Source organism: Pseudoflavonifractor sp. MCC625 (assembly GCF_018784545.1).
In the GTDB taxonomy this organism is placed as follows: domain Bacteria; phylum Bacillota; class Clostridia; order Oscillospirales; family Oscillospiraceae; genus Pseudoflavonifractor_A; species Pseudoflavonifractor_A gallinarum.
This window is the reverse complement of record NZ_WQOJ01000010.1, coordinates 1-12015: the sequence shown is the minus strand read 5'-3', so window position 1 is coordinate 12015 and position 12015 is coordinate 1. Positions and strand designations below refer to the sequence as shown.

General features: G+C 58.5%; 11 protein-coding genes. 4 read left to right on the top strand and 7 right to left on the bottom strand.

The window, feature by feature from the left end; all coding sequences use genetic code 11:
* Nucleotides 1-239 precede the first annotated feature (239 nt).
* Nucleotides 240-1442, top strand: coding sequence for a bifunctional phosphopantothenoylcysteine decarboxylase/phosphopantothenate--cysteine ligase CoaBC (coaBC, locus tag GPK94_RS02975; protein ID WP_215654365.1), 1203 nt, complete (start codon nucleotides 240-242; stop codon nucleotides 1440-1442).
* An 83-nt stretch (nucleotides 1443-1525) separates the two neighbouring features.
* Here coaBC and metG read toward each other — a convergent pair whose 3' ends face one another.
* Entirely contained in the window at nucleotides 1526-3496 is a 1971-nt protein-coding gene (metG, locus tag GPK94_RS02970; protein ID WP_101692295.1) for a methionine--tRNA ligase, read from the bottom strand.
* The gene (locus GPK94_RS02965; protein WP_215654363.1) at nucleotides 3486-4358 is read right to left on the bottom strand and encodes a hypothetical protein; all 873 of its coding nucleotides are present in this window, start codon (nucleotides 4356-4358) and stop codon (nucleotides 3486-3488) included. Before GPK94_RS02965 ends, metG begins: the two co-directional genes overlap by 11 nt.
* A 204-nt stretch (nucleotides 4359-4562) precedes the next feature.
* Between GPK94_RS02965 and GPK94_RS02960 the strand changes: the two genes are divergently transcribed.
* On the top strand, nucleotides 4563-5711 hold the full coding sequence (locus GPK94_RS02960; protein ID WP_252192498.1) for a HAMP domain-containing sensor histidine kinase: 1149 nt from the start codon (nucleotides 4563-4565) through the stop codon (nucleotides 5709-5711).
* 63 nt (nucleotides 5712-5774) lie between these two features.
* Here the strand turns inward: GPK94_RS02960 and GPK94_RS02955 are convergent, their stop codons facing one another.
* Entirely contained in the window at nucleotides 5775-7139 is a 1365-nt protein-coding gene (locus GPK94_RS02955; RefSeq protein ID WP_186963086.1) for a citrate/2-methylcitrate synthase, read from the bottom strand.
* A 102-nt stretch (nucleotides 7140-7241) separates the two neighbouring features.
* On the opposite strand from GPK94_RS02955, the gene spoIID reads away from it, so the two are divergent.
* The gene (gene spoIID, locus GPK94_RS02950) at nucleotides 7242-8249 is read left to right on the top strand and encodes a stage II sporulation protein D (protein ID WP_215654361.1); all 1008 of its coding nucleotides are present in this window, start codon (nucleotides 7242-7244) and stop codon (nucleotides 8247-8249) included.
* A 112-nt stretch (nucleotides 8250-8361) separates the two neighbouring features.
* Nucleotides 8362-9759 (top strand): NAD(P)/FAD-dependent oxidoreductase, encoded by a 1398-nt coding sequence (locus GPK94_RS02945; protein ID WP_101692299.1) that lies wholly within the window; start codon nucleotides 8362-8364, stop codon nucleotides 9757-9759.
* A 47-nt stretch (nucleotides 9760-9806) separates the two neighbouring features.
* On the opposite strand, the gene GPK94_RS02940 is transcribed toward GPK94_RS02945, so the two are convergent.
* From GPK94_RS02940 to GPK94_RS02925, 4 genes are all read right to left on the bottom strand, one after another.
* Complete coding sequence (locus tag GPK94_RS02940) at nucleotides 9807-10349, bottom strand: hypothetical protein (RefSeq protein ID WP_215654359.1); 543 nt, start codon at nucleotides 10347-10349, stop codon at nucleotides 9807-9809.
* 6 nt (nucleotides 10350-10355) lie between these two features.
* Complete coding sequence (locus GPK94_RS02935) at nucleotides 10356-10817, bottom strand: hypothetical protein (RefSeq protein WP_215654357.1); 462 nt, start codon at nucleotides 10815-10817, stop codon at nucleotides 10356-10358.
* A 36-nt stretch (nucleotides 10818-10853) separates the two neighbouring features.
* Nucleotides 10854-11054, bottom strand: coding sequence for a hypothetical protein (locus tag GPK94_RS02930; protein ID WP_215654355.1), 201 nt, complete (start codon nucleotides 11052-11054; stop codon nucleotides 10854-10856).
* Nucleotides 11055-11519: 465 nt separating this feature from the next.
* Nucleotides 11520-11954 (bottom strand): hypothetical protein, encoded by a 435-nt coding sequence (locus GPK94_RS02925; RefSeq protein WP_215654353.1) that lies wholly within the window; start codon nucleotides 11952-11954, stop codon nucleotides 11520-11522.
* Nucleotides 11955-12015: the final 61 nt, after the last annotated feature.

Genomic DNA, 12015 nt, shown 5'->3' with positions numbered 1-12015 from the left:
TCTCCTCCTGGGGAGATACAGCGCAAATTTTGTTGTGCCCGGGGCTCCTCTGTTCTCTCCTGCCGTCCCATGTCGGGTACAGCGGATCGTTTTGGCCCAAGGCGGTTCCCATTATAGCCAATCCAGAGGCAAAATGCAAGGAATCTGCCCAAATTTATACCAGACCGTTTACACTTTGCCCGGCATTTGCTATACTATCCGGGAAGAATGGCCCTCCCGGGCAGAATCGAGGAATTCCCATGCTGAAAGGAAAAACCGTGCTGCTGGGCGTCACGGGCGGCATCGCCTGCTATAAGGCCGCGGCCCTGGCCTCCGCCCTGGTCAAGCAGCACTGCAACGTACATGTCATCATGACGAAGAACGCCACAGAGTTCATTGGCCCGCTGACCTTTGAGCATCTGACGGGCAACCGCACCGTCACCGACACCTTTGACCGCAACCACACCTATCAGGTGGAGCATGTGGCTCTGGCTGACCAGGCCGACCTGGTCCTCATCGCTCCCGCCACCGCCAATGTACTGGCCAAGCTGGCCCACGGCATTGCCGACGACATGCTCACCACCACCGTGCTGGCCTGCGACTGTCCCAAAATTGCCGCTCCGGCCATGAACACCCGGATGTATGAAAACCCGGTGACGCAGGACAATCTGGAGACTCTGCGCCGCTACGGCTGGGAGATCCTCACCCCCGCAGCCGGACGTCTGGCCTGCGGCGCGGTGGGCCTTGGGAAGATGCCCGAGCCCGAGGACCTGCTGGAGAGTGTCCTCCACGCGCTGGTCCACCCCAGAGATATGGAGGGCCTGCGTCTGCTGGTCACCGCCGGCCCCACCCGGGAGAGTCTGGACCCGGTACGCTACCTCACCAACCACTCCACCGGCACCATGGGCTATGCCATTGCCCGGGCCGCCGCCGCCCGGGGCGCCCAGGTCACGCTGGTCTCCGGCCCCACCGCGCTGAAGCCCCCGGCCTATGTGGAGACGGTGGACATCACCTCTGCCCAGGAGATGTTTGAGGCGGTCACCCTCCGCGCCGGCACTCAGGACATCATCATCAAGGCCGCCGCCGTGGCTGACTACCGCCCTGCGGTCGTGTCCGGGGACAAGATCAAAAAGTCGGCGGACGGCAGCGATCTCAACCTGGCGCTGGAGCGCACCCAGGACATCCTGGGCTGGCTTGGAGAGCACAAGGCCCCCGGTCAGTTCCTCTGCGGCTTTTCCATGGAGACCCGCGACATGGTGGAAAACTCCCGCAAAAAGCTGGTCAAGAAGCACCTGGATCTGATCGTGGCCAACAACCTCAAGGAGGAGGGGGCCGGATTCGGCGGCTCCACCAACCGGGTCACCCTGCTCTCGCAGGAGGGAGAGAAGGCCCTGCCCCTGCTCTCCAAGGACCAGGTGGCCCACGCTCTGCTGGACGAGATCCTGACCATGCGCGGCAGATAACCTTCCGCACGGTTCGCAGCGATACAAAACCCCCGCCCCGGGATTTCCGGGGCGGGGGTTTTCTTGTGATATGGTCGTCTCGATCAGCACAGCTTGGCGCCGGCGGGGATCTTGTCGTCCAGCATGATGAGGTTCAGGCGCTCCTCACCGCGCTCGGTGTGGACGGCGGAGAGCAGCATACCCTGACTCTCCTGGCCCATCATCTTGCGGGGCGGCAGATTCACGATGGCGGCCAGGGTCTTCCCGATGAGCTCCTCGGGCTTGTACCACATGGCGATGCCGGAGAGGATCTGCCGGTCGGTGCCGGTGCCGTCGTCCAGCGTGAACTTGAGGAGCTTGTTGCTCTTCTTCACCGCCTGGCAGTCCTTTACCTTGACCACCCGCAGGTCGTTCTTGCAGAAGCTGTCAAAGTCCACCGTCTCCTCCAGCAGGGGCTCAGTCTCCAGCGGGGGCAGTGCGGCACGCTTGGCCTCCTCCGCGGCCTTCTCCAGCTCGGCCAGCTCCTTCTGGATGTCGATGCGGGGGAAGAGGTTCTCGCCCCGCTCCACCCGCACATTTGCGGGGAGGGAGCCCCACTTGCCGGCACTCTCCCAGGTGGTGCATTCGGCGCAGGCGCCGATCTGCCCAAAGAGCTTGGTGCAGGAGTCGGGCATGAAGGGGCTGAGGAGCACACCGGAAATGCGCAGGCACTCCAGCAGGTTATACATGACCCGGGCCAGGCGGGGCCGGTTGGCCTCGTCCTTGGCCAGCACCCAGGGCGCGGTCTCGTCAATATACTTGTTGGCCCGGGCGATGAGCTTGAAGACCTCAGCCAGGGCATCCTGGAAGGCATAGCGCTCCATGGCCTGCTCGTACCGGTCCCGCAGCGTGGAGGCCATAGAGACGATCTCGTCGTCCAGGGCGTCGCCGGTCTGCTCCTCGGGGAGCTGACCGTTCTCAAAGTACTTGCCCACCATGGACACGGTGCGGCTGAGGAGGTTGCCCAGGTCGTTGGCCAGGTCCACATTGATGGTGTTGATGAGGGACTCGTTGGAGAAGTTGCCGTCGGTGCCGAAGGGGAAGGTCCGCAGCAGGAAGAAGCGCAGGGCGTCCACTCCGTAGCGCTCGGCCAGCAGGTAGGGGTCCACCACATTGCCCTTGGACTTGCTCATCTTGCCGCCGTCCAGCAGGAGCCAGCCGTGGCCGTAGACCTTCTTGGGCAGGGGCTCACCCAGCGCCATGAGGATGGCGGGCCAGATGATGGAGTGGAAGCGGACGATCTCCTTGCCCACAAAGTGGACATCGGCGGGCCAGTACTTCTCATAGTCCTGGTGGGCGTCGTTGTCAAAGCCCAGGGCGGTGATGTAGTTGGAGAGGGCGTCGATCCACACATAGACCACATGGCCCGGATCAAAGTCCACCGGCACGCCCCAGGAGAAGGAGGTGCGGGAGACGCACAGGTCCTCCAGACCGGGCTTGATGAAGTTGTTCACCATCTCATTGACACGGCTGCGGGGCTCCAGGAAGTCCGTGTTCTCCAGCAGGTCCAGAATGCGGTCGGCATACTTGGACAGGCGGAAGAAATAGGCCTCCTCCTGGGCGTCCACCACCTCGCGGCCGCAGTCGGGGCACTTGCCGTCCACCAGCTGGGTCTCGGTCCAGAAGGACTCGCAGGGCTTGCAGTACTTGCCCTCATACTTGCCCTTATAGATGTCCCCCTGCTCATAGAGCTTTTTGAAGATCTTCTGCACGGCCTGCTCGTGATAGCCGTCGGTGGTGCGGATGAAGCGGTCGTTGGAGATGTTCATCAGCTTCCACAGGTCCAGTACGCCGCGGGGCCCCTCCACGATGTTGTCCACGAATTCCTTGGGGGAGACACCGGCCTCCTTGGCCTTGTCCTCGATCTTCTGGCCGTGCTCATCGGTTCCGGTGAGGAACATCACATCGTAGCCCTGGAGGCGCTTATAGCGGGCCATGGCATCGGTGGCCACGGTGCAGTAGGTGTGGCCGATGTGAAGCTTGTCCGACGGATAGTAGATCGGGGTCGTGATATAAAATGTGTTCTTATCCTTCATTGGGGGTCTCCTCCGTTTCTTCTGTATCACCCGCGCCCTTCTTCTCCCGGGGTTTTCCCGTCTTGGAGAGGAGGACGGCAGACATGGTCAAGGGGTAGAGAATGCCGAATCCATACAGCGCCATCGTGGCCCAGTCATGGGCGTCGGCCAGCGTGGTCATGGAAAAATAGACTGCCAGCAGGGAAAAGCACAGAGCCCGGCCTGCCTTGGAAGTCTCAAAGGCAAAGCTGGAGAGATAATATACCGACAGCAGGACGCAGATGATGGCCAGCAGCTCATAGATATAGTCCTGGATCACCGGGTCGGCAGCCCGGTTCTGATAGGCCGCAATAAGCCACACACAGCACAGATAGGCGGGCATGAGCACCAGGGAGCTGTATTTCCCCGTGGGCTCCCCCCGGTAAGCGTTGCGGCCGGTCACCAGGACACAGATCCCCGCCGCCGCGCTCAACGCCGCCATCAGAATGGGCAGCAGCATGGTCAGCGCCGGATTTCCTCCGCTGCCCTGGGCGGCCAGAGCGGCTGCCTCACGGTAGGCCGTGGGGATTCCCGTCAGTTTCAGTGCCGCCGCCCCCAGCAGAAGGAAGGCCGAGAGGACCACCGCCCCCATAAAGAGCGAACAGTCCTTGGCGGCAAAGGCCGTGTCATAATCTCCATAATCGACGTTGCGCCGGCTCCATCCCAGCAGTGCGCACAGGATCCCTGCTATGGCCGAAAGGGCGATCAGGGCCAGTGTGGATGGCATGCCAGGCGTCACAAGCCCTGTCTCCTCAAAGGCGGTGGCCAGCTCCCAGCGGCGCAGCGCAAAGCCCACGCCGCCCAGAAGGACCGCCAGCGCAGGATATACGATTTTTTTCTGCATGTCAGGCTCCTTTCCGAAGCATTCCAGCCTATGTCTATGGAAATATCCTCGAGTTTATAAGTATATCATATTCTCCCACAAAAAGCACGGGGTAGCGCAGTTTTTTGTGGAAGGACTCCGGGTGGGCTCTCCCTTGCCAGTTTCCCCTCCCCGTTTTATAATAAAGGCTGTTACTCAGGCGCATGTTGAAATAGGAGGTCTCCCATGTCAGAACAGCGCTATACCCGTCTGAAACTTCGTATGCTGCTGGTGGTGGTGGCGGGCGCTGCTGTGGCCAGCGCCGTAGGGCTCTTTCTGGAGGACGTGCTGATTGATGGCTTTCTCCAGGACCCCTTTGCCCAGCTCTTTGTCTGGATCGCCACTCACCTGTTTGGGCAGAGCACCGCCGCATCTCTGGACGCCTATCAGCTGTACATCCGCAATTATAAGCGGGAGTGGGTCATGCTCTTCCTGTTTTTATTGATGCTTGTGGCTTTTTATCTGGCCATGGGACGCTTTACCCGCTGGCTGGACCAGATCCGCTCCGCCACGGCCCGGATCGCCGACCTCTCCGACCAGGAGGTCTCACTTCCCAAGGAGCTCGCTCCCCTGGAAAAGGACCTCAACGCCATCCGGCAGCAGCTTCAGGCCCGGGAGGCCTGTGCCAAAGCGGTGGAACAGCGCCGGCAGGATCTAATCTCCTTTCTGGCCCACGATCTCAAGACTCCCCTTACCTCCGTGGTGGGCTACCTCACCCTGCTCCACGACGATCCCCATCTGACCCCGGAGCAGCGGAGCAAATTCACCGGTATCGCCCTGGAAAAGGCCCAGCGGCTGGAGGAGCTGCTGGGGGAATTCTTTGACATCACCCGCATGGATCTGGGGGCCGACCCCGACTCCATGGTCCCCATTCAGCTCACCATGCTGCTGGAGCAGATCGCCGATGAGTTTTACCCCATTTTCGCGGAGAAAGAACTCCGGTGCACAACGGAGATCGAGCACCACCTTGTGGTGCTCGGTGATCCGGACAAGCTTGTCCGGGTTTTTGACAACGTCCTGCGCAACGCGGTCAATTACAGCACCCCCGGCGGGGAGGTCCGCATCTCTGCCCTCCGGGACGGCCAACAGGTGGAGATCCACATCTCCAACGAGGGGCTGGAGATCCCGGAGGGGGAGCTGGCAAATATTTTCCAGAAATTTTACAGGCTGGACGCCGCCCGCTCCACCCGGACGGGGGGCGCGGGGCTGGGTCTGGCCATCGCCAAGGAGATCGTGGAGCGCCACGGCGGTACCATCCGGGCCGAGTCCAACGGCCGCTTTACCAGCTTTGTAATCACACTCCCCCTCTACGATGCCCCTTCCATCCAGGCATAACGGCAGAAAAGCGGCGGGCCGAATGGCCCGCCGCAGTGTATCCGAAGTGTTTTGCAGCCCAAATTACCGCTGGTCCAGCGGGACAAAGGGGCGCAGAGGAGCCACCGCCTTGTAGGCGGGACGGATGATCCGGTTGGCGCTGCCGCCCACCTCTTCCAGCCGGTGGGCACACCAGCCTACCACACGTGCCATCGCAAAGAGGGGCGTGTAGAGCTCTTCCGGGATGCCCATCATCTTATAGACAAAGCCGGAGTAGAGATCGATGTTGGCGCATACCACTTTTTTGTCCCCCTTCACATCGGCCAGCACCGACGGGGTCAGGCGCTCCACCGCCTCGAAGAGCTGGAACTCATCCAGCATACCCTTGGTCTCGGCCAGCTCCCGGGCAAATTTCTTGAGGAGCACGGCGCGGGGATCGGACAGGGTGTAGATGGCGTGTCCCATCCCGTAAATGAGGCCGGAGCGGTCTCCCGTCTCTTTGCGCAGGATCTTTCCCAGGTAATCCTTAACTTCCTCGTCGTCCTTCCAGTCTTTCACATCGGACTCGATATACCGGAACATCTCCATGACCTTCTTGTTGGCGCCGCCGTGGCGGGGGCCCTTCAGGGAGCCTACCGCCGCCGCCACCGCCGAGTACATGTCGGTCCCGGAGGAGGAGAGTACCCGGCAGGCAAAGGCCGAGTTGTTGCCGCCGCCGTGCTCAGCGTGGAGGACCATGCACAGGTCCAGCAGACGGGCCTCCTGCTCGGTAAAGCGGTTGTCATGGCGCACCGAGTAGAGGAAGTTCTCCGCCACACTCAGCCCGGGCTGGGGCCGGTGGAGATAGAGGCTCTCGTCATTGTAGTAGTGCCGCTTCACGGCAAAGGCGTGGGCCACGATGACCGGTACCCGGGCGATGAGCTGGATGGCCTGCCGCAGCTGATTGGCCAGGGAGAGATCGTCGGGATTGTCGTCGTAGGAATAGAGGGCCAGCACCGAGCGGGCCAGCTTATTCATCACATCAGGGCTGGGCGCCTTGAGGATCATGTCCTCGGTAAACATTTTGGGCAGGGTATGATTGTCGCTCAGAGCCTGCTTGAACTCCTCCAGCCGCGTCCGGTCGGGCAGCGCCCCGAACAGGAGAAGATAGGCCGTCTCCTCAAACCCGAAGCGGCCCTCCCGCATAAAGCCGTCGATGAGCTCCTCCACATTGATGCCCCGGTAGATGAGCTTGCCGTCCATGGGATAGCGCTCACCATCCTGCACATAGTAGCCCAGAACATTGCCGATCTGGGTCACGCCCGCCAGAACGCCGGTGCCGTCGGCATTGCGCAGGCCCCGCTTGACCCCCCAGCGCTCATAGTAGGACGGGTCAATGTAGTTATGGGCCCGGTATTCCTCGCATAGACTGGTAACAAAGTCCATGCCATTGTCCTTTTTTCCCTCCATGGTTCTATGCTCCTTTGCGCAAGTATGTTTGTTTATTTTATCACACTAAAGTAAGACAGTCAACGCATTTCCACACTACCTAACTGCGACGGAGGTCTACCTATGAAACAAGTGGCGGCCACAGCCCTCATATTGCTCCTGCTCTTTTTCCTGCTTCCCCTTCTGCTGCTCCGGGGGGACCCGCTCCAGTCTCAGGAGGAGGACGGCTCTCTTCCCCTGGACCACACAGTGGTATCCCCCGTCCCCTCCGGGGAGCTGGACACCGGGACGCAGATCCAGGTCCAGCTCTCTGACGGGACGGTGAGCACCATGTCCATGGGAGATTATCTCTGGAATGTGGTGGCCGCTGAGATGCCCGCCTCCTTTGAGCTGGAGGCCCTCAAGGCCCAGGCTGTTGCGGCCCGTACTTACGCTATGCGGAAGATGGAACACTCCTCCCAGGCCCATCCGGATGCCGACGTGTGTACCGACCATACCTGCTGTCAGGCCTATATCGAGCCCGAACAGGCCGCCTCCAACTGGGGCGAAAACGCCGACGTCTACACCGCCAAGATCCGCGCCGCCGTGGCTGGAACGGACGGCGTGGTGGCCAAGTACAATGGACAGCTCATTGACGCGGTCTTCTTCTCCTCGGCCGCCGGAAAAACCGTGGACGCCGTGGAGGTCTGGGGCAATTCCGTCCCCTATCTCACCAGTGTGGAGTCCCCCGAGGGGGAGGAGGTGCCCAATTACCACTCCACCGTGGAGGTCAGCGCCGCCGACTTCAAGACGAAATTTCTCGCCGCTCATCCGGACGCCGTGCTGGAGGGGGACCCGTCCTCCTGGTTCGGCGCGCCCCAGCTCAACTCCGCCGGAGGGGTGGAGTCCATCTCCGTGGGCGGAGTCTCCACCTCGGGAAATGAGATGCGCACCCTCTTCGCGCTGCGTTCCACCAGCTTTACCATCTCCACAACGGCGGATACCATCACCTTCTCAGTCACCGGCTACGGCCACGGCGTGGGCATGAGCCAGTACGGGGCCAATGCCATGGCCAAGGAGGGGAAGACCTACGAGGAAATCCTGACCTGGTATTACACCGGTATTGAGCTCACCACGGAGGCCACAGCATAGTTCATACAGGCCTCTGGTTTCCTCTTGTCATTTCTCTCATTTTTTGTTATAATAGCAAATTGGAAGAGTATGTACAGCTCTCCGGAAATTTGAGAAAAGGGAACGAACGCACATGAACACAAGATACGATGTAGCCATCATCGGCTGCGGCGAGGCCGGAATCTTCGCCGGGTACGAGCTGATGCGCCGCCACCCCGCGCTCAAGGTGGTCACCCTGGATCAGGGCGCCGATATCTACACCCGCAGCTGCCCCATCGTGGCGGGCAAAGTGAAGGAGTGCATTCACTGCAAGATCTGCGATACCATGTGCGGTTTTGGCGGTGCGGGCGCCTTCTCCGACGGCAAGTATAACTTTACCACCGCTTTCGGCGGCTGGCTCACCGACTTTATGGACGGGAAAGAGGTCATGGACCTCATCGACTATGTGGATACCATCAACGTCCAGCACGGCGCCACCACCGAGGTCTTTTCCACCACCACTCCCGAGGCCCGTGCGCTGGAGAAGCGCGCCCTGGAGCATGACCTCCATCTCCTCCAGGCCCGCTGCAAGCACCTGGGCACCGAGAACAACCTGAAAATCCTCCAGAGCATCTATGAGACCGTGAAGGAGCACGTGGAGTACCGCTTCCACACCGCCGTCACCACCATCGAGAACCGCGGGGAAGAGGGCTACCGCCTCATCACCGACAAGGGAGACGAGGTGGACTGCACCTGGCTCATCGCTGCCCCCGGCCGTTCCGGCGCGGAGTGGTTTGCCAACCAGTGCAAGGGCCTGGGGATTGAGCTCATCAATAACCAGGTGGACATCGGCGTACGGGTGGAGCTCCCCGCCAAGGTCTTTGAGCACATCACCGACGTGGTGTATGAGTCCAAGCTGGTCTACCGCACCAAGCAGTACGGCGATCAGGTGCGCACCTTCTGCATGAACCCCTACGGTCATGTGGTGGCCGAGAACGTGGAGGGCATCAACACGGTCAACGGCCACTCTTATTCCGACCCCAAGCTGCGCAGCGAGAACACCAACTTCGCCCTGCTGGTCTCCAACCGCTTCACCCAGCCCTTTAACGAGCCCTACCGCTACGGCAAGCACATCGCCTCTCTGTCCAACATGCTGGCCGGCGGCGTGCTGGTGCAGCGCTTCGGCGACCTGGTTGCGGGCATCCGTACCAACGAGCACCGCCTGAGCAAGTCCTTTGTCCGGCCCACCCTCACCGCCGCCGTTCCCGGCGACCTGAGCCTGGCCCTGCCCAAGCGGCAGCTGGACGACATCATCGAGATGATCTACCAGCTGGACAAGATCGCCCCCGGTACCGCCAACTACGACACTCTCCTCTACGGCGCGGAGGTCAAATTCTACTCCTCCCGCCTGGCCCTCTCCGGCGAGCTGGAGACCGCGCTGCCCCGTTTCTTCGCCATCGGCGACGGCGCAGGTGTCACCCGCGGCCTGGCCCAGGCCGGCGCCTCCGGCGTCAAGGTGGCCCGTGTCATTGCGGAGCGTCTGGGAAAATAAGATATGGATAGACAAAAGAGCCGCCCGGCAATGCCGGGTGGCTCTTTTCATTCACTTAATCCTTGCTCTAAACGGACGGCAAGCTTCTCCTCCATGACCGCATCGTAGAGCCAGTCAATATGCGCGGTACCGCCGGGATCCACGGACGCGCCGAGGGCGTTGGCCCCTTCCATTGCCAGCGCCTCCAATTTCGCTTCTGGCTCCTCTGCCTCCAGTACGCGGTCCAGCAGCAGATTATAATTCCATAAAAATGCGGTGACTGTGCCGAATTCCTCTTTGCTCAGTTTCCGCTCTTCCGTGTGTTTCAAGGTCTCATAGGGCGGCGACGGCGTCAGCTCCCAGAACAGCAACAGCGCCTGCACATGCCGCTGTGTGTCCCTCAGCAACTCCACTCGCTCCACGGGGGACATATCCTCGGTCAGCTGTCCGCCGGAAAAGGCGGCATACCGCAGCTCCTGATGGAATTTGGCCCGCAGACTTCCCTCCATCTGCTCCCATTTGGCCCGGCCGGGGAAGAGAACTGCCCCCAGCAGGATTCCAGCTGCCAGGGCCAGCGGAAGGCACCACTTACTCCATCCATTTCCTTTCACCGGCACTCACTCCTCCACTGGACAGAGCGTGCATTGTTCCTCCCCCACTGTGATGACCGCCTCCGGGGCCAACTCCACGTCGGAGAAGAGGAGATACACGTCTTTTCCCCAAATGGTCGTATGGGGGACAGTCAAATAATCCTCCACCTGTCGGTCATCCACCGTCAGAATCGGATGTTCCTCTGCACCAAAGGGCCAGTAGACATTGCCGTCCCGGCCGGGGAGCCGGAGGCGCACCTCATAGGTCCGTGTCTCATGGTCATAAAAGGCGGAAATGATCTCTCTTCCGGTCAGCTCTCCTGTCTCCCAGGTGAGGGGAATGACCTGCTCATAGGAGGAGTCGAAGAAAATCGCCTTCCCACGGTCCTGTTCCCAGCGCACCAGCCCGAACAGCAGCATACCCGCCAAAAGAAGCCCGACGGCCAGAAGCTCCCGTCCGCACCGGGTACGCCATACAGTCCCTTTCATACCAGCTCACCCCCGTACCCGGATACGAGTTGTCCACTATCTGCGCCGCAAAAACAGCGCTTTCACTTTTCCCCAGAACGTATTGGGCGGATAGCCTTTCGACCGTCGAAAGGCCTCCTCCGCCTGTTTCGCCTGACGCAAGGCCTTCTTTTCCGCCGCACCGAACGGCGGGACTCCACATTCTTTTTCGTTCAGCGCAACGTTCAGTTTGAGTCTGGAAATGGTGTCGTAGAACACGAAACTCCCTCCCTTATCCCGGATATTGGGGAAAAGGTCCCGGTCTCCATATCGGGAGCCCGGGACCCAATTTAGAGTATTGAGTATAGATGACCTAATACTTGCCGCTATATCCAATCGTTAGTTTTTTATTTTCTTCAATCATTATCACATTGTTTTCATTATATCGTCTCTCCGAAAATTTAGTATTCTATTTTCCAGGTACAAAAGTATGATAGCTTCTAAACTTATAAAAAATATAGTGTTAATAGTAATAGTAAAAGAAAAAGAAACCAATACTTTTTAGGAAGACTGTTTGTTGTAACCTGTGCCAATACAACACTAATAATAAAAATAACAAATAATGCTATCATGCCTATCACAGCTGCACCTGGACCTGGAGGCAATATAATTATTAGGTTAAATATTTTAATAAGTAATAAATAGTAACCGAATACCCATATTGCAAAGAATAAATTCTCCATTTTAAGTAACAATATAGTTATCTATACTTACAGCACTGTTTTTGCTAATCTCTTCATAACTATCAACAAAATAGTTTAATGACTCAAATGCATACTCTCCAGAATTATACTCTTCGCAAACTTTAAATTTAAAAGTCAATTTTTCTCCAATATTAAATCGATCTCTTAAATCTCCAATAAATGGCCATTCAAAGCAATGTTCATTTTCTCCAAAACAGATAATAGATACATTAGTGTTTGAATCATATGTGATATTAGAGATTATATCTTTTACAAAAAACATATCTCCGACATCAAAATGCTTTAATCTTTTTACACTGTATCCTGTACTATCATCATAAAATTCATTTATTAATTCTTGACTGTTTAGTACTGGGCATTCACTTTCAAACATTTCAAATTTATTTATTTTATTTTGTAAGTGATTAATAATCACCCGCCTATCATCTCACCGTCAGAAATGAGATAATAGTTCAAAACTTGAAAAACTCACGGTG

Coding starts and splice junctions, on each gene's coding strand:
- metG (WP_101692295.1), bottom strand. CDS start 3,496: ATGAAGGATAAGAACACATTTTATATCACGACCCCGATCTACTATCCG.
- coaBC (WP_215654365.1), top strand. CDS start 240: ATGCTGAAAGGAAAAACCGTGCTGCTGGGCGTCACGGGCGGCATCGCC.
- GPK94_RS02965 (WP_215654363.1), bottom strand. CDS start 4,358: ATGCAGAAAAAAATCGTATATCCTGCGCTGGCGGTCCTTCTGGGCGGC.
- GPK94_RS02935 (WP_215654357.1), bottom strand. CDS start 10,817: ATGAAAGGGACTGTATGGCGTACCCGGTGCGGACGGGAGCTTCTGGCC.
- spoIID (WP_215654361.1), top strand. CDS start 7,242: ATGAAACAAGTGGCGGCCACAGCCCTCATATTGCTCCTGCTCTTTTTC.
- GPK94_RS02955 (WP_186963086.1), bottom strand. CDS start 7,139: ATGGAGGGAAAAAAGGACAATGGCATGGACTTTGTTACCAGTCTATGC.
- GPK94_RS02960 (WP_252192498.1), top strand. CDS start 4,563: ATGTCAGAACAGCGCTATACCCGTCTGAAACTTCGTATGCTGCTGGTG.
- GPK94_RS02945 (WP_101692299.1), top strand. CDS start 8,362: ATGAACACAAGATACGATGTAGCCATCATCGGCTGCGGCGAGGCCGGA.